The following is a 16,270-nucleotide window of genomic DNA, read 5'->3' as shown; positions in this document are numbered from 1 at the left end:
TGACGGCAGGTGCCTGATCGTGGCCTAACGGCCACGAGGTTCAATTCATATAGAAAGAATGAGACATACAGACGGGGCTGCGCCCCGTCAGAACATCCCGTGTACAGCCTTAGGCACCCCTTGGGGAAAATAAGTCGTGACCTAATAGATATCTTATTAGCATCCGACTTTTTACCCCCCCTCCTTTCTCCGTCATCCGGCGGCGCAGGTTTGAGATCCGATCAGCTTCACCACATTTATCTGGATCACAGGGCTAACTTGTTCGCCGTGTATGCAAAATCACTAAATACCTCGAACAAACAAATGAGGTCCCAATGCAAATATACGCACCCCGTGATTACCCCGCTCCAGATATCTTCAAACCTATTCTTGATGATGGTTATCATGATCTATTCATCACGGTCCGTTTCCACACAGTCGCTGAAGACTATGATTTCGTCCTGAATGCAGACCCAGATGTTCCCGGTTATCTTTCTGGTGTACCACACGGAAATCTGCTGATTGATATCTGGTCAGATCAAGACGGCGAAGACTGGGTGGCATCCACTGTGTTCAAGGTAACCAACAACACATTGGAACTGGCAATATCCCGTGCCTTTGGTGACTGGCGTAACAAGGGCCTTATCGACCTAATGGCAACGCGCGCGGAAATGATCATCGGAGATGGACAAGTGCTGATGGGTATGGAGAACTCACCAGATAGGGTGTGGTGAGGTCAAGCTAACGTTCTGCGGTACACTTTGCAGTGAACGCAGTGCGGACAAAACTGCCACACTAGATGGCTTCTCGAAAACCCTCTAATTGTGTGCTCAAAGCATTATATAACTGAACAGGGCGCAGGTGCAGAGAATATTGTGTGTTCAGAAAGCGCAGATCATGCGCAAGAACTTTGAAAACAATCAGAGTTCACATTTAAACGTAATCAAGAATTTCTCTTAGGTCAGACATCTCACGAATAGAGTCATTCCACATTGACGGCACATGATAGTGAGTGTGCTTAGGGTTTACGCAAAGCGTGCGCGCTCCAGAAAGCGCGGCTTGCTCATCATTTAGTGAGTTTCCAACAAACAGAATGTCTATTGGATGACATCCAAGTTCCTTCGATAGTTTAGTGATGAAATGGGATTTTCCAATAAAATCATAATTGTGACCACGTATCTCTTTTAGTAGCCCATCACGATCAAACAAAAAACGATTACTTTGGATGTCATCTACATACTTTGCTGAATCACCCAGAACATGCTGAATTATTGAGCGCAAAGACCCAGACACAATTGAAATCCTGATTCCTTTTGCGTAAAGGGCCTCAAAAGTCTCATTCAATCCTTCGTTTGGTTGGATGTCTTCATATACCGATTTAAAGTGACTTTCGCTGAAATTTCGCTGCCTTAGTTTTTGACAAGTTAGATCACACCACTTCTTATGAGAAATTTTCCCCGCCGAGAAGAGGTGATGGAGTTCGTTTGCCTCTTTCAACGAATAGCCAACGGTCCCCCAGATGCGCTCCCAGGTACTTTCTAAGAACTTTGGTTTCGTTAGCGTTCCACCAAAATCAAATACAACAGCAGCGGTAGTTCCGGTAAAAATCCCTCTTTGCTGTGTTACACTCTTTTTCCGGCGTTTCTTCCAGTTGTTCTTGTAGTATTCTATGTAATACGCGAGGAAATCGTCCGACTTTCCGTACTCTAAAGAGGTCTCAATCCCGAGTGCTTTCTCAAGCTTCCAAATATCTACAATTGAGCACTCTTTGAAACAATCTGGGCCTAACACAACTTGGCGATTAACTGTCTCAAGTGTTTCAAGCTTGCGGACCCCAAGGTTACTCATTTTGGCTAGTTTTGATCGTGATATGCTCGCATGATCTCGATAGTAAAAAAGTTTATATCCGTTAATGCGAGCTTTTCCACCTCCCGCTTGTGCAAAAACATCTCTATTCTCTATCGATATTGCCCTGCGTTCTTTTTTTGAACGAGATTTAACTTCAGAATAGGCGTCTACCAACTTTTTCACACTGCCAACCCACTCGTCATCTTGCTCAATTGGGTGAACACTAACACCATCACGTTCTGCAAGAAGTTTCATCTGATCTTGTGAAGGTTTCCACATCCACGAAAAGTTAGGATGCCCTCTTCTGCCCTTCAAATCGTTAATGAGCGGTATTAATCCGTGTCGGAAGTGAGGATCTGAGTTAGAATATCCCATAAACAAGAAGCAGTGTTCCAATCCATCGACTGTAACTTTCAGGCTTGCTCTACGGTGTCTTTCGGCCCATTGATTGTAATCTTCACCTGTCAGGGTATGAATGTTTCGCAGTGTTCCGTGAAGGTGAATGAGTTTGGGCTGATCTTTCAGAGGCCTTCCAAGGTACTCAAAATCTTCTTCATCAGAAATAGGGTGATGCTCGCCAAGGCTTCGCGCTAGCAAATTGTCGTAGTTTGTTGTGTAAATTCGGGCCCAAGGAAGTGACGTAAGTAAACCATGCAGTTCGCCGGGCTCAAAGTCTCTTTCTGGAATAGCCTTCCTTACTTCATCCTCCAATGCTGCTCTTCCATTCTTACGCGCAATTGAATCGAATAAGTCAAAGAGATTATTGCCGTATGCAGCCAAATCTTCATTGAACGCACGCGCGATAAGTTGGCTCAGGTCACCCCAAAGCGGCAATCGAGCAGATGCATCGCTGGGAGAACGTGCCTGCAGCGATAGTCCGGCACCGGCAAACAGAATTGCTTTGCCATCGACCAAGAGCTTGGCGGTTTTTTCCGAAAGTTCGTCAGAGAGCAACATGCGATCAAACTCTTTTTGTTAAACAAAATGCAGATGCAACCCTAGATGATGCTGAAGTTCGCGCAATACTTTCATTCGTGTTAACTGGACTGAAGACCGGAAATGGGTCGTTTAAGATTTGCTTGATACATGTTTTGGCTTTGATGATTTCTGAAGTATCAGCGTTCTGGGCTCTATGAAGTCTGCGGTGTACACTGGAACAACGACGGCTTATGCGCATTACGTCACACGTTGAGGTTACCGCTGAACATCAGTTTAGTGTGCTGCAGATCACTTGTTTCAACTGGGTAAACCAATACGAGACAGTGATGTGAGGCAGTCATGATAGGCTGGGGGCGTCTTATTAGGGCCTAATTTGATTTATGAGACGAATCCCTGTAATGATCTAGACCTAAGTGAGACACGGGAGAATGGATGCGCGTTGCATATCGTAGGGTCAGCACCACTGACCAGAATTTGGATCGTCAACTTATAGATCAGCCTGACATTGAAAAGGTGTTCGAAGATATGCTGACCGGAGCATCACGCGCGCGTCCGGGGCTGAACGACATGATGGCCTTTTGTCGTGAGGGCGATTGTGTGGTCGTTCATTCACTTGATAGGCTGGGCCGTGATATCCGCGACTTGCTGAACATCGTAGAGGAACTCAACGACAAAGGCGTCACAGTGGAGTTCGTGTCAGAACGGCTAAGGTTCTCAAAGGATGATGACGATCCACTGGCGCGGTTACAACTTCATATGCTGGCTGCGTTCGCACAATGGGAACGCAACATTTCCAAACGCAGGCAGGCTGAGGGTATAGCACGGGCGAAGGTTAATAATCCTGAGAAGTACCGGGGGCGACCAGTCAGCATAGATGCTGAAAAAATCATGACTTTGAAGGAACAAGGAATGGGCGCAACTGCGATAGCCAAACAAATGGGAATAGGTCGCGCCTCTGTGTACCGGATATTCAAGACATCTTCACAGTAGTTGGTCGATCAACCTCTCCTCAAGCTGCATTCCTTGCTGACCGCATTGAGCGCGGTAACAGCCCTTACCAACGATAAGAAACCTATTCAATAAAGTCGTCGTCTGTATCGGGTGCAGGATCAAAGTTCGCAAAGTGAAGTTGCCGATATAAGTGCATGTTGATCCGGACCGCAGTCGCTTTTTGTAGCGACTTGATGCCATTGGGATCACCAAGCTCAGTCGCATCAATCATGTAGGTGGCCCAGATGTGCAGGTCGGAAGGGTAGTTTTTACTCGCCCGCGCATTCTCCGCAGCTTCTTTGAAGCCTCCATCTTCCTCCTTGCATCGGTATATTTCCCACGTCCTACCCGTTGGTAGGTCAATGCGAGGGGGAATAGGGTTTCCACCTCCGCCTCCTTCTGTAGGGCAGCGGCTGCTCCCCCAATCACCATAGATTAACCGCGCTCGGTTGTTGTTACCTTGCAGTTGTGAAAATAGAGCGCGCTCCTGCAAGGGGACCTCTTGGCCTAATTCCATCTTTACGAAATTGTTTGGGAAGCTGCTTCCGGTTACGACAACCGGAATATCGTCACCACGCTGGTCTACAATTTGTTTCACGATTCCATCAGCCCATGAAACCAAGCTTAAGAGGTCTGTTGACCAACCAACATCGACTACAAAACCGAAGTTGGAGTGTTCCGTGTTGCAAACGGCTTCAATCACGGAAGAGAAATTAGTTCCATTTTCTCTTTCTATACGTACCAAGAACACTTTTTCACGCTTTGTAAATTCAGTGATCTGATTTTGTATGGATGTCAGATTTCCATGTTTTACCTGTAGGCAGGGAAAAGCGTTTGGGTAGTCATCAAAAAACTCAACCCAACTTTGATGCTTGTCTGTGTCGTCAACAAGCTCAAGAAACTCTTCTTGAGATTGGCGCTTGACCTCCTTCACGGGATCGAAGGGGTCTATGTCCAGAAAGTATGGACGATCACCATAAGCTTTTTCAATCTGCTCCATGGAGCGACTAAGCAACTTGGCGGTTTTCCACGGTTTAAGACAAAATACTGGGGTTAAAATATCTTTGGATGAGTCTGGAAGTTCAGCTACCGCTTGGAGTTCTGAACCTCTAAGAAAAATAGTCGGTATGTATGCAGTGTTTCTAATATTTACGGACAATTACCCTAATCCCAGTCTAATACTCATTGCAGCTTCAGAAACTTCAAATCTCTCAGCCAATGCCCGCGCAATTTCAGGTGTAGCCCTGCCGCCATAATCTCTCAAGGCACGAACAACACTCTGCTCCGGCATCAACAGTTGAGCACCAAGGCGGTTGGCTTCAGCCTCACGTGCATCAGAGAGCGTTGAACGGTACAAAATTGAGTCTTCGATTCCATCACCAATAAATTCCCTGTGCAAAAGGAAGTGGGCAATTTCATGCGCAATCGTGAAGCGTTGCCGGGTAGAGGCTTCGTGCCGATTTACTCTAATGCGGTAACCCGACCCACTGCTTTCTGAGCGTTGAATCTGACCTGAAATCCGTGGGCGCAGGGTCGCGCTCTTTACTTCTATATCGAGTGCACGAGCCATAGTTGCGATCTTGACAGGCACAGCACTCAAAAACGGTAAAATGACCGCCTTATGTTCGGCTTGCACCCGCTCCCACTCTCGGCTCACACTTTTTCTCCGTCGTCAGCTTCTTCTTCAAACTCTGTATCTACGGGTTCGATCCCCCTATAGATAATAGACTTTGCTTCCTTTTTCACGAGTGCGTGCAGATCGCCACCTTCTTTTACGGACTCTCGGAGAAATTCTCTTGAAGCGGTCGTGACTTTGTCACCGATTGAGTTCCAGCCGATGAATGCAAGGATCGCTACCACGAAGCCCAAAGCGCCTAAGATCACAGAGACGGCAGTGAGCATGATCGACACAACATCCACATATGAGATGCTAATCGAAGCGGGGCTATTCCTTGTTACTTGGACCGGGGAGTACATCCAAATGAGTGCGCAGATTGCAATTCCCAGCGCAACACCAACAGCTATCTTAATGGTCAAATACATTATACGTCTCTAAAAAGGTTCCTTCGGCTGGTACACGACTTTTTCCTTAAGGTCCATGATCGGAGTGTGTGAGGGGGGGGCAGAACTCACCCATTGATTGTGCATTGAAACCGAAGATGAACTATATCGCGCGCGTTGGCTGAAGCATACTAGCCCAATGAGGTGGGTTAGGTCGCAGCGTTCTTGAACCTCCCTCACTGAGTTGGTCCCACGCACTTTGAAGAAGCGGAGGACTTCAAGGCAATCAAATGCTCAAAGCTGGATGAAGCCGTTGTGGCAGCAAAGCAGGTTGACGGCTGACCGGGCAACCTATTGTGCCTACGATAAATCATAAGTTGAGACCTTCCAGATAACGGTCGGCCTCATCACGAAAGTAGCCCAGATCGATTTCTGGAACATGAATGTCTCGCACAACCTTTTCATGCAATAAGTCTGGCATCAGGTAAGCTTCTCTTCCGTAGGTCTGGATGGACTCTCCGGCCACGTAGTGCCCCATCACGATCATTACGAGGAATTGGTCGGGCAGAAACAACGCGCGCGTCCTGAATGAATGCCTGAGGCTGTGTGTGGCCAGAGCCAGTAGACCTTCAAGCTATCCGCGAAATTAGAGGCGTTGATGCTATGCCGCAGGTGGCCGTCCGCATTACTCCAGAGCGGGCAAATAGCTTTAGTCGAAGGGCGGCTTACGCCTGAGCCAGGTCTTTCAAGAATTGGTCCGCTAATGCGTTTAGGTAGCCAGTGTCTATAGAGGGTAGTTTGACGTGTTGAGTTGCTTGTACTTTCAAAATATCTGGTAGGTTGTAGATTTCCCAGCCGTAGGTTTGAATTGACTCGCCATCGACATAGTGCCCCATCACGATCTTTACGAAGTCTTGATCTGGTACATTAAAGGCAGCGCGCCGATATGTATGACGTAAACTGTGCGTTCTCAATTTCAGCGTGTTTAGTTGGGTCTCAGGATGTCGTTCGCCATGTTCACGGAAGGCTTCCATGAACGTCCTAGATACGTACCCAGCACGTTTTTTCCCGCTTTTGTGGGGTAGATGGGGAAATAAGTGAACGTGTCCGCTTGCTTTGACCGCTTCAGTGTAATCCAAGAAGCCTAAGTTCAGCAGTTCGTCAGGTATTGGGATCGTTCGATGTGAGGTCTCGTTCTTGAGAAGTTTTGCAAGTGCGGGGTCTTCATCTTCCAGATTTTCGCAAAGCAGATGTGGGACAGGTGAGTATTTGACATCAGACACATGGAGTTGGGAAATTTCATCCAGTCGCGCTCCTGTGTAGAATAACACAACCGGTATCCAGAACCGCTCTGCGGTTTTTGGGCGAAAAACCTCTCGTGAAAACACGATCTTGACTTGTTCGTCTGTGAACCCTTTCTTGCGATCAGTCTTTGACTGCTTCACCTTTTTGATAAAGCCTTCGAACGGGTTACGCCAACTGCGGTCTTTGATGAGTGCGGTGTCGCTATATGCGTAGTCCAAAGCCAGCTTTACGCCCTGAATATTTTTGTTAACCGCCCCTCGTTGGAGGGTAGTTGTCTCGTTCGTATCGGCCCAATCGAGTTGTTTTTGCATTGTCAGAGCGCGGATTTTATTGGGTGGTCGAGATGGGAAACGTAGCAGACCATCTCGAAATTTTTCAGCGTGTGTTCGGTCTATTTCTTCAACATCAAGATCGCCGCAAAACTCAATGAAGCGGCGGACGCCAGTGCCAAAGTCTGAAACCGCGCTGCCGCTGATGTCTGGGTTTCCCTGCAAATACTTGTTGAAGGCGACAGAGAGCCTACGCTTCGGATCAATTTTCTTTGTTCTTTTTAGTGTCCCGAAGGTTGATGGGGCAGGGCCTTCAGGCAATGCGTTCAACTCAGTTAGGACTTCTTTCCAACCATTTGAAATTTCAGGGTTGGATACAAGATACTCGTCCAGACAGGCATCGAGCAGCGCCTCGAAGTCAGGTGTGTCAGTTGATATGCTATTGGTATCGGTTTTCTCTAACCAGTCCGCCACATACTGTGCCAGATCGGATTTCTTGCGAATGATAGGGCGCGGTGCCTCATCTCCGATGGCATCCAGTTCACCCCATACATCTGGGAAGGCTTCACGCGCAATGTTCTCACGATTGATCAGTTGAAAGTAGATGCCCCATTGGGCGGCAAGGTTTTCGATCTCTATTTGGCTAAGGCGACGGTAAGTGCCGTTTCTGGCCTGCTTTAACTGCTCGTCTGTTTCAACTGTTCTGCGTCTACAGCGGGCCTCAGCTTCAACCCTGCTGTCAGTGTCGAGGGTATGCCGCCATTCTTTTGGGGGAATAAGATGTCGCACATCAGGAGGAACCACTCGTTCAAAGTGGTACCAATCGCCTCGTGGTTTGAGATACTTCATGCCCTAGTCCTGACCGTTTTCGCACACAACTTCGCACACGGTTTCGCACATGCTGAATCATAACACCCTGTAAAACATGGTGTTAATTGAATTCATTGGGGAATTTTGGTCAAGAAGTTTTATTGGAGGCGAGTACCGGAATCGAACCGGTGTACACGGATTTGCAATCCGCTGCGTCACCACTCCGCCAACTCGCCATCCGTGGTGTAGCCGGTACGCAGTGTGCTGCGCGGGCTGTGGCGGTGGATTAGAGGTTTCGGGCCGCAGTGTCCAGAGGAATTTCTGTATTCTTTTTACGCTTCGCTAACTGTGATCACCGTAGAATTGTCAGTGCAGGGCTGGCGGATCACACTGGATTTGATGTCAGCCGCGATGGAGCGACCTTCAAATAGGTGAATTTCGCGGCGGATGCGCGGTTTTGACGCCGCTTACGCGTTGCTGCTTGAAAGGGGATGTGCGACACTATATTTCGCAATCTGAACAAAAGAGTTTAGTAAATGACAGACTTTGCCACCCGACGCACCATGATGGTCGACACGCAGATCCGCCCTTCGGATGTGACCAAGTTCCCGATTATCGACGCCATGTTGGCCATCCCGCGCGAGGATTTCGTGCCCGCCGACAAGGCGCAGGCCGCCTATGTGGATGGCAATCTTGACCTTGGTGGCGGTCGTGTGGTGTTGGAGCCTCGCACATTGGCTAAGATGCTGGATGCGTTGGATATTCAGGCAGATGATTTGGTGTTGGATCTGGGCTGCGGTCTGGGCTATTCGTCGGCTGTAATCGCACGCATCGCCGAAGCGGTCGTTGCGGTTGAGGAGAATGAGGATTGGCTTGATGATGCGCAGACTGTGCTGACCCGTGTCGGCGCGGACAACGTGGCGCTGCAGGGCGGCGCACTGGCTGCGGGCGCTGCGGAGTACGGTCCTTATGACGTTATTATTCTGCAGGGCGCAGCCGAGTTTGTACCTGACGCGATTCTGGACCAACTGAAAGAGGGCGGGCGTATCGCCGCGCTGATCGCCGAAGGGGCCTTGGGTATCGTTAAGATTGGCTATAAAATCGATGGCGTTATGTCGTGGCGTTTTGCGTTCAATGCCGGTGCGCCTGTGCTGCCCGGGTTTGAACGTCATCGTGCCTTTACACTGTAAGGTGTACTGAAAATGTATGCTTGAAAAGTAAACTGGGCGGCCTCGATCCTTCGGGGTGCCAGACCTAAAATGGGTGCCTGCAGAGGCTCCCTCAATACTGAATAACCGGTCTGAACAGCACATTTAGTGCGAGGGTTCTGGGCAGAACAGGTCGCAAAGGCCGTTGAGCAAGGTCACCTTTTAGGGGTGGCCAAGGAGCAGAGACATGAAACGCGCGTGGTTTACTTCGAAATTGGCGTCCGGGCTGCGGGCGGTATCCGTTAAGGCGGCTCTCAGCGGTGCGGCTGCTGCGGTGGTTCTGGCCGCTTCACCCGCTGCCAATGCAGAAACGCTGGCCGATGCGCTGGCGGATGCTTACAAGAATTCTGGTCTGCTGGATCAGAACCGCGCCGTTCTGCGTGCGGCGGATGAGGATGTGGCACAGGCGGTGAGTGCGCTGCGCCCGGTATTGGGCTGGGCGGCGGATGTGACCCGCCAGTTTGGAACCACACGGTCCAGCCAGACGTTGGGCAACAGCGCTGGCTTTGTTAATGAAACCGCGACCATTGGTCTGTCTGTCACGCAACTGCTTTGGGATGGCGGATCCAGCAGGAAACAGATTGAAGTTGCCAAGCAGACCGTTCTGGCCACCCGTCAGGCGCTGGTGTCAGTGGAACAGAACGTCCTGCTGCAGGCGGTGGATGCCTACACGCAGGTGCGCACCTCTAATGAGACACTGGCGCTGCGTCGCAACAACGTGCGCGTCATCACCGAAGAGCTGCGGGCCGCCAAGGACCGTTTCGAGGTGGGGGAGGTGACCCGCACCGATGTCGCACAGGCCGAAGCCCGTCTGGCACAGGCCCGCGCCGCACTGGCGCAGGCGCAAGGCGATCTGGCCAGCGCTGAGGAGTTCTTTATTGCTGCAGTAGGCCGGAAACCCGGTCGGCTGGCGACGCCGACGCAGGCGCCGGTTTCGGCCAAAACCCCGGCAGAGGCGAAAGCTGTTGCGCAACGCAACCATCCCGACGTTCTGGCCAGCCAGTTGCGCGTTGCTGCGGCAGATCTGGGGGTAGAGATTGCGCGTGCTGCCACCAAACCGACGGTGTCACTGACCGGCCGCTATGGCAGTACCCAGACCCGTGACTCGGATAACTTCAACCGTGGCGGTTCTGTCACGCTGGAAGCGTCGGGTCCAATCTATGCCGGTGGGCGCATCGCCTCGGTTGTGCGTCAGGCCTCGCAGCAGCGGGACTCGGCACGGGCGCAGCTGCATTTGGCAACATTGGCCGTCTCGCAGAATGCGGGCACGGCGTATGCCAACCTGCAGGTGGCGCGTGCCGCGCGTGAGGCGGGTCAGCGCCAGGTGCGTTTCGCTCAGATCGCTTTCGATGGTGTACGCGAAGAGGCGTCGCTGGGGGCGCGCACGACGCTGAACGTACTGAATGCGGAACAGGAATTGCTGAATGCCAAGGCCAACCTGATCAACGCAGTTGCCAATGAATATCTGGCGTCCTATGCGCTGCTGGCCAATATGGGCCTGCTGACCGCTGATACCCTGCGACTGAACGTGCCGCGCTATGATCCCGAAGCATATTATCAGCAGGTTAATAAGGCGCCTGCCTCGATCAGTGCGCAGGGCCGTCAGTTGGACAAAATGCTGCGGCGCCTCGGGAAAGAGTAAAAATTTACCCGTCGGTTGTGAGAATCTCTGCCTTTGGCTAGACTTGGCCTGAGGCAAGAGTGGGAATTTAAATGTCAGACCCAGTTACCAACGTAGAAATTGAGGACGTTTTGGCCTCAATCCGGCGACTCGTTTCAGATGAATCGGCGGTTGCGCATGCGGCCGACGGACCAGCTGCGTCAAAGGCGGACAAGCTGGTGCTCACCCCCTCTTTGCGCGTTATGGATACGGCCTCTGCGGAAAAACCTGCTGAGATGGTCGAGGATGCTACGCCGCAAGAGCAGCCACAGGAGCCCGTTTCGGATGCGGTGGCGGAACCTTTCGTGATGCGCCTTGACAGTCCTGTCGCGATGCCGGACGAGGCTGCCGAGCCGGCGGCTGCGCTGGATGACGTGCCGCTGGAGGAACGGATTGCAGATCTTGAAGCTCAGGTTGCCCAAACCGATGAGGACTGGGAGCCGGAAGGCAGCGAAGAAGATGCTTTCGGTGATATCGAAGCGCCGTTCTGGGCCGAAGACGACAGCGACGACAGCGAAGAATATGTGGCAGAGATTGCCCAACTGCATCCCGCCGCTGAGGCAGGTGAGCCTATTGAGGACCCCGCTGCTGAGGTGCCCGCGACGGAAAGCGTAGAGGCGTGGGACGAGGATGAGTTGGAGTTTGTTGCGGACGTGACTGTCGAAGCGGAGCTGGCTGAACCAGAACCGCTGGATTATGAGGCGCCTGAACAGGATGACACTGCTGCTGACGCGGTAGAGGATATGGCCGGTCTGGGTGTGGCGGAAAACCTGCTGGACGAAGAAATGCTGCGCGATCTGGTGACAGAGATTGTTCGCCAGGAATTGCAGGGTTCATTGGGGGAGCGGATCACGCGTAACGTGCGCAAACTGGTGCGCCGCGAGATCCAGCGCGCCTTGACCAGTCGCGATATGAGCTGAAACGCGGGCTTGCAGAATAGGGAAGGGCCAGTGCGACCATCGTCGCGCTGGCCTTTTTCTTTTATGCTTTCGCCGTTGGTGTTGCGGCGATGCCAAGCAGGGCATCTACATCCATGTGGTCCTCGATGTGTTGAGCCAAAGCGTCCAGCACCTGTTCCAGATCCGCGTCATAGGTGATCTGCGTTGCGGCGCCCAGATCGGCCAGATAGCTGGCACGGAAACTGTCAGCGCTGAAAAGCCCGTGCATATAGCAGCCCTTGATCAAACCATCCGCTGTTGCAGCACCTTCGGCGCGGCCATCCAGATCCAGCCATGCGTTGGCACAATCGGCCCCTTGCGTGACGCCAAGGTGTATTTCATACCCCGTCACTGCATCGCCAGTGGCGCGGTAGGTCGCATTGCTGAGGGCAAGACGTTTGTGCGGTTCCATCACTGTTTGCACATCCAATAGGCCAAGCCCTGCAACAGTGCAGGGGGCGCCTTCGATGCCGTCAGGGTCCGCAATCTCACTCCCTAGCATCTGATAGCCGCCGCAGATGCCCAATACACGGCCGCCACGGCGCACATGCGCCTTTAGGTCAATGTCCCACCCTTGGGCGCGGAAATGGGCGAGATCGGCGATGGTGGATTTTGATCCGGGGATCAGCACCAGATCCGCATCACCGGGCAGCGGGCGGCCTGCCTCGATGATCTCGACGCTGACATCAGGTTCAGCCGACAACGGGTCAAGATCGTCGAAGTTGGCAATCCGGTTCAGGCGTGGCACCGCGATTTTCACCTTGCCGCCCTTTTTTGATGCGATATCCATCACATCCTCCGCCGGCAGGCGCCACGCGTCGGCAAACCATGGCAGGGTGCCTAGGTTGGTCCAGCCGGTTTGGTCCACGATCGCCTGTTCCCCCTCTGCAAACAGGCTGACATCCCCACGGAACTTGTTCACGGCGAAGGCTTTGATCCGGTCGGCATCCGCCTCCGGCAGGATCACCTGCGTTCCTACCAGCTGGGCAATGACGCCGCCACGGTCGATGTCGCCGAGCAGGACCACCGGTACGCCCGCCGCTTCGGCAAAGCCCATGTTGGCGATGTCACCTTTGCGCAGGTTCACCTCGGCAGGGCTGCCCGCGCCCTCGATCACAATCACGTCGGCCTGATCACACAACCGATGAAAACTTTCCAGCGCAGGCTTCAACAGATCAGGTTTCGCCTTGGCATAGTCCCGCGCGCGCAGGGTGGCGTAGCGTTTGCCCTGCACGATGACCTGCGCGCCGGTATCGGTTTCGGGCTTCAGCAGGATCGGGTTCATATCGGTGTGGGCTGGCACCTTGGCTGCCAGTGCTTGCAATGCCTGTGCGCGGCCAATCTCCCCGCCATCAATGGTGACGGCGGCGTTGTTGGACATGTTCTGTGGTTTGAACGGTCGCACAGTCAGGCCACGGTTCACCAGCGCACGGGTAATGCCCGCGACCACCATGGATTTTCCCACGTTGGATCCGGCGCCTTGGATCATGATTGCGCGGGGTTTGGTCTGTGCCATGCTTTGCCTCCTGCCTTTCCTTCGCTATAGCAAGCGGCGCGCGGGCATGGGAGGGAAAATGCGCCGCCTCAGTCGGCATTTAGAACCAGAGAGGCGCTAGGCGTGTCGGCAAAAGAAAAACCTGCCTTCCCCCAGGAAGGCAGGTTTTTTCTTTGCGTGTGACACGCGCTGCGGCAGCAGTTGGATCAGGCGGCTTCGGCCTGTTGTGCGGCGCTGCGACGCTCGCTCTCTTCGCGCGACAGCGCAACAGAGGTACGAATGCCTTTGCCAACAAATTCCATCAGCCCCTGAACAACGCGTTCGTTGGGGTCAATACCGGCACAGGACAGCACTTCGCGACCATCGCGCGAGCGTGCCCAGCGGGCGATTTGTTCGGGACCGTTGCCATATTTCTTGTCATCAGAAATGGCATCGTCCAGCGCAGCCAACACAACGGCTGCAAACAGTTTACGGGCTCGGTTGCCTTGCTCATTGTTAAAGGCGGAGCCGTCAACGAAATCCTGCATTGGGATCGTCCTTGTTATATTATTGGTCTTGTGTTTCTGGCGTGAGGGGCCTTATGACCGATTGCGTTTGATTCGGATAGGCTTCTATTGCATGGCTTCCATGCGTATATTGCATGGCTTGCGAATGCTTGCCCCAAAATCCGTCTCCTTGCCTTGGGGCGCTACGCAAGATATAGGTGCTGGCAAAATCCCTTCAACCTTTCGCCATGGTTTTGTTACATGCCTAAGATCAACGGAAATGAAATTCGCCCCGGCAACGTGCTGGAGCATGAGGGCGGCCTGTGGGTTGCCGTAAAACTGGAACACGTAAAGCCCGGTAAAGGCGGCGCTTTTGCTCAGGTTGAGATGAAGAACCTGCGCAACGGCTCGAAGCTGAACGAACGTTTCCGTTCCGCCGACAAGGTCGAACGCGTGCGTCTGGAACAGAAAGATCAGCAGTTCCTCTATGAGAGTGACGGCATGCTGGTGTTCATGGACACCGAAACGTTTGAACAGATCGAACTGCCCGCCGATCTGCTGGGCGAGCGTCGTCCGTTCCTGCAGGACGGCATGACTGTTGTGATCGAATATTACGACGTTGAGGCGCTGAACGTGACCCTGCCGCAGAAAGTGACCTGCCAGATCGTCGAGACGGAGCCGGTCGTCAAAGGTCAGACCGCCGCCAACTCGTTCAAGCCTGCGGTTCTGGACAACGGCGTGCGCGTCATGGTCCCACCGTTTGTGGCACAGGATGAGATGATCGTGGTCAACACCGAAACCATGGAATATTCCGAACGCGCCTGATCTTCGGCTGTGTTCAGTGATATGGCCGTCCCTTCGGGGGCGGCTTTTCTTTTGCGCGGATCTGGGGTGAGCTGCGCGCTAAGAGATGTTGGGAAGGTGAAGCAAATGGATCCGGTGGCGATTTATCCGATCACGCAGGCGACGACGGCGACCTTTAGTGATCTCTACCTGCGGCTGACCTTCCTGTTTTTCATCGAAAGTGGGTCGAAACGTGTGGTGAACGCCCAGCAGGATCTGGTGGGGCAGGAGGGGGACCTGCTGATCTTTCCTGCCGGTTCTATGGTGACGATGGAAAACCGTGGCGTGTTGGATCGCCATTATCGCGCGGTTGGGGTGTCGTTTGAAGATGATTTCGTGCGGGATGTCTTTGCCGCCAAACCGGTGGGCGCGGATCACAGCGCGGTGCAGGTGCTGCGCGCGGGTGCGGTAGAACCGATGCAGCTTTTGTCCTCCCTGCGTCAGACGGTGCAGGATCAGACATTGCCGGACGCGATCCGGCGCCACCGTTTACTGGAGCCGCTGATCTGGCTGCGCCATCACGGGGTGCAGATACAGCTGCCGGATCGCGAAACTGTTCTTAGTCGTGTCCGTCAGGTGATTGAGGCCGACCTGACCCATGACTGGCGTTCACCAGAGGTGGCCGCGCAGCTTGCGATGAGTGAGGCCACGATGCGCCGCCATCTGGCCCAGATGGGGCAGGGTTTTTCCCGTGTGCTGCTGCATACGCGGCTGGAACGGGGGCTGACCCTGTTGCAGACAACAACGATGCCGATTGCAGAGGTTGCGTTGGACTGCGGGTTTAAAACCCCCTCTCATTTCTCGGACGCATTTCGCAAACGCTTCGGTATCCGGCCAAAAGAGATCCGTTTTCAGGATATTTGATCGTTTGCCGATAAAACTTGCGCGTCCTGCGGAAGCGGGCGGCGGCGCGGCGGTCTAGATAGGTGTCATCAAGAATATGATGACAAAGGATACCAATATGTTCCCCAAGATTTTGAGCGCCGCGTTGATCGCGCTGACCACCACCGCGCCCGTGATGGCCGAGGGGTTTCACCTGACCAGCAAAACAATCGCTGAGGGCCAGACCCTGAACGTGACGCAGGTTTTCCAAGGTTTCGGCTGTGAGGGCGGCAATATCGCCCCTGATCTGGCTTGGTCAGGCGCGCCTGAGGGTACCGAAAGCTACGCCATCACCGCCTACGATCCCGACGCGCCGACTGGTTCGGGTTGGTGGCACTGGTTTGCCTTCAACATTCCTGCAGATGTCACCTCGCTGAGCGCAGGTGAGGCGCTGCCCGCCGGCGCCGTGGCGCTGCGCAACGACTATGGCGCCGAAGGGTTCGGCGGTGCCTGCCCGCCCGCGGGTGAGGTGCATCGCTATCAGTTCACGGTACATGCCTTGGGCACGCAGCTGGATCTGGACGGTAGTGTCAGCAATGCGCTGGCGGGCTTTATGGTGCGGGCGAACTCGCTGGCGTCGGATACGATCACCGCAGTTTATGCGCGCTAAGCGGCATC

16 protein-coding genes and 1 tRNA gene are annotated in these 16,270 nt (G+C 53.2%); 8 read left to right on the top strand and 9 right to left on the bottom strand.

The window, feature by feature from the left end:
* The first annotated feature begins 314 nt into the window (after positions 1-314).
* Positions 315-713: a hypothetical protein gene (locus tag MHM86_RS05265; RefSeq protein ID WP_239196639.1), complete on the top strand. Its 399-nt coding sequence runs from the start codon at positions 315-317 to the stop codon at positions 711-713.
* A gap of 199 nt (positions 714-912) precedes the next feature.
* On the opposite strand, the gene MHM86_RS05260 is transcribed toward MHM86_RS05265, so the two are convergent.
* Positions 913-2,784 carry an HAD-IB family phosphatase gene (locus MHM86_RS05260; RefSeq protein WP_239196637.1) on the bottom strand — a complete coding sequence of 624 codons (1,872 nt, stop codon included), beginning with the start codon at positions 2,782-2,784 and terminating at the stop codon, positions 913-915.
* 414 nt (positions 2,785-3,198) lie between these two features.
* Here MHM86_RS05260 and MHM86_RS05255 point away from each other — a divergent pair, with 414 nt between their 5' ends.
* Positions 3,199-3,756 (top strand): recombinase family protein, encoded by a 558-nt coding sequence (locus MHM86_RS05255; RefSeq protein WP_239196635.1) that lies wholly within the window; start codon positions 3,199-3,201, stop codon positions 3,754-3,756.
* 82 nt (positions 3,757-3,838) lie between these two features.
* Here the strand turns inward: MHM86_RS05255 and MHM86_RS05250 are convergent, their stop codons facing one another.
* From MHM86_RS05250 to MHM86_RS05225, 6 genes are all read right to left on the bottom strand, one after another.
* A complete protein-coding gene (locus tag MHM86_RS05250; RefSeq protein ID WP_239196633.1) occupies positions 3,839-4,915 on the bottom strand; it encodes a beta family protein in 1,077 nt (358 codons plus the stop codon).
* Entirely contained in the window at positions 4,916-5,392 is a 477-nt protein-coding gene (locus tag MHM86_RS05245; RefSeq protein ID WP_370644040.1) for an ImmA/IrrE family metallo-endopeptidase, read from the bottom strand. It lies immediately after the preceding gene.
* 17 nt (positions 5,393-5,409) lie between these two features.
* The gene (locus MHM86_RS05240) at positions 5,410-5,799 is read right to left on the bottom strand and encodes a hypothetical protein (RefSeq protein WP_239196631.1); all 390 of its coding nucleotides are present in this window, start codon (positions 5,797-5,799) and stop codon (positions 5,410-5,412) included.
* Between the two features lie 328 nt (positions 5,800-6,127).
* Positions 6,128-6,331 carry a hypothetical protein gene (locus MHM86_RS05235; RefSeq protein ID WP_239196629.1) on the bottom strand — a complete coding sequence of 68 codons (204 nt, stop codon included), beginning with the start codon at positions 6,329-6,331 and terminating at the stop codon, positions 6,128-6,130.
* 151 nt (positions 6,332-6,482) lie between these two features.
* Positions 6,483-8,180: a DUF6538 domain-containing protein gene (locus tag MHM86_RS05230; protein ID WP_239196627.1), complete on the bottom strand. Its 1,698-nt coding sequence runs from the start codon at positions 8,178-8,180 to the stop codon at positions 6,483-6,485.
* A gap of 123 nt (positions 8,181-8,303) precedes the next feature.
* Positions 8,304-8,377: transfer RNA gene (locus MHM86_RS05225), tRNA-Cys, on the bottom strand.
* Between the two features lie 300 nt (positions 8,378-8,677).
* Here MHM86_RS05225 and MHM86_RS05220 point away from each other — a divergent pair.
* From MHM86_RS05220 to MHM86_RS05210, 3 genes are all read left to right on the top strand, one after another.
* Positions 8,678-9,331: a protein-L-isoaspartate O-methyltransferase gene (locus tag MHM86_RS05220; RefSeq protein ID WP_239196625.1), complete on the top strand. Its 654-nt coding sequence runs from the start codon at positions 8,678-8,680 to the stop codon at positions 9,329-9,331.
* 205 nt (positions 9,332-9,536) lie between these two features.
* Positions 9,537-10,991 (top strand): TolC family outer membrane protein, encoded by a 1,455-nt coding sequence (locus MHM86_RS05215; protein ID WP_239196623.1) that lies wholly within the window; start codon positions 9,537-9,539, stop codon positions 10,989-10,991.
* A gap of 71 nt (positions 10,992-11,062) precedes the next feature.
* Entirely contained in the window at positions 11,063-11,929 is an 867-nt protein-coding gene (locus MHM86_RS05210; RefSeq protein ID WP_239196621.1) for a hypothetical protein, read from the top strand.
* A gap of 61 nt (positions 11,930-11,990) precedes the next feature.
* On the opposite strand, the gene MHM86_RS05205 is transcribed toward MHM86_RS05210, so the two are convergent.
* Positions 11,991-13,463: a cobyric acid synthase gene (locus MHM86_RS05205; protein WP_239196619.1), complete on the bottom strand. Its 1,473-nt coding sequence runs from the start codon at positions 13,461-13,463 to the stop codon at positions 11,991-11,993.
* Positions 13,464-13,648: 185 nt separating this feature from the next.
* Complete coding sequence (locus tag MHM86_RS05200) at positions 13,649-13,969, bottom strand: DUF6280 family protein (protein ID WP_239196617.1); 321 nt, start codon at positions 13,967-13,969, stop codon at positions 13,649-13,651.
* Positions 13,970-14,188: 219 nt separating this feature from the next.
* Here MHM86_RS05200 and efp point away from each other — a divergent pair, with 219 nt between their 5' ends.
* The 3 genes from efp to MHM86_RS05185 all read left to right on the top strand — a co-directional run bounded on the left by efp (position 14,189) and on the right by MHM86_RS05185 (position 16,262).
* On the top strand, positions 14,189-14,752 hold the full coding sequence (efp, locus tag MHM86_RS05195; protein ID WP_239196615.1) for an elongation factor P: 564 nt from the start codon (positions 14,189-14,191) through the stop codon (positions 14,750-14,752).
* Positions 14,753-14,857: 105 nt separating this feature from the next.
* A complete protein-coding gene (locus tag MHM86_RS05190; protein ID WP_239196613.1) occupies positions 14,858-15,634 on the top strand; it encodes an AraC family transcriptional regulator in 777 nt (258 codons plus the stop codon).
* Between the two features lie 97 nt (positions 15,635-15,731).
* Complete coding sequence (locus MHM86_RS05185; RefSeq protein ID WP_239196611.1) at positions 15,732-16,262, top strand: YbhB/YbcL family Raf kinase inhibitor-like protein; 531 nt, start codon at positions 15,732-15,734, stop codon at positions 16,260-16,262.
* Positions 16,263-16,270 lie beyond the last annotated feature (8 nt).

Origin of the sequence: Thalassobius sp. Cn5-15, assembly GCF_022347685.1 — a bacterium.
Lineage (GTDB): Bacteria > Pseudomonadota > Alphaproteobacteria > Rhodobacterales > Rhodobacteraceae > Thalassobius.
Note: the sequence above shows the minus strand (reverse complement) of the source record. Positions and strands in the feature narration are given on the sequence as shown.

Excerpts from the sequence above, each read along its gene's own strand:
- MHM86_RS05265 (WP_239196639.1), top strand. The coding sequence starts at position 315 with ATGCAAATATACGCACCCCGTGATTACCCCGCTCCAGATATCTTCAAA.
- MHM86_RS05260 (WP_239196637.1), bottom strand. The coding sequence starts at position 2,784 with ATGTTGCTCTCTGACGAACTTTCGGAAAAAACCGCCAAGCTCTTGGTC.
- MHM86_RS05255 (WP_239196635.1), top strand. The coding sequence starts at position 3,199 with ATGCGCGTTGCATATCGTAGGGTCAGCACCACTGACCAGAATTTGGAT.
- MHM86_RS05240 (WP_239196631.1), bottom strand. The coding sequence starts at position 5,799 with ATGTATTTGACCATTAAGATAGCTGTTGGTGTTGCGCTGGGAATTGCA.
- MHM86_RS05230 (WP_239196627.1), bottom strand. The coding sequence starts at position 8,180 with ATGAAGTATCTCAAACCACGAGGCGATTGGTACCACTTTGAACGAGTG.
- MHM86_RS05220 (WP_239196625.1), top strand. The coding sequence starts at position 8,678 with ATGACAGACTTTGCCACCCGACGCACCATGATGGTCGACACGCAGATC.
- MHM86_RS05215 (WP_239196623.1), top strand. The coding sequence starts at position 9,537 with ATGAAACGCGCGTGGTTTACTTCGAAATTGGCGTCCGGGCTGCGGGCG.
- MHM86_RS05210 (WP_239196621.1), top strand. The coding sequence starts at position 11,063 with ATGTCAGACCCAGTTACCAACGTAGAAATTGAGGACGTTTTGGCCTCA.
- MHM86_RS05205 (WP_239196619.1), bottom strand. The coding sequence starts at position 13,463 with ATGGCACAGACCAAACCCCGCGCAATCATGATCCAAGGCGCCGGATCC.
- MHM86_RS05200 (WP_239196617.1), bottom strand. The coding sequence starts at position 13,969 with ATGCAGGATTTCGTTGACGGCTCCGCCTTTAACAATGAGCAAGGCAAC.
- efp (WP_239196615.1), top strand. The coding sequence starts at position 14,189 with ATGCCTAAGATCAACGGAAATGAAATTCGCCCCGGCAACGTGCTGGAG.
- MHM86_RS05190 (WP_239196613.1), top strand. The coding sequence starts at position 14,858 with ATGGATCCGGTGGCGATTTATCCGATCACGCAGGCGACGACGGCGACC.
- MHM86_RS05185 (WP_239196611.1), top strand. The coding sequence starts at position 15,732 with ATGTTCCCCAAGATTTTGAGCGCCGCGTTGATCGCGCTGACCACCACC.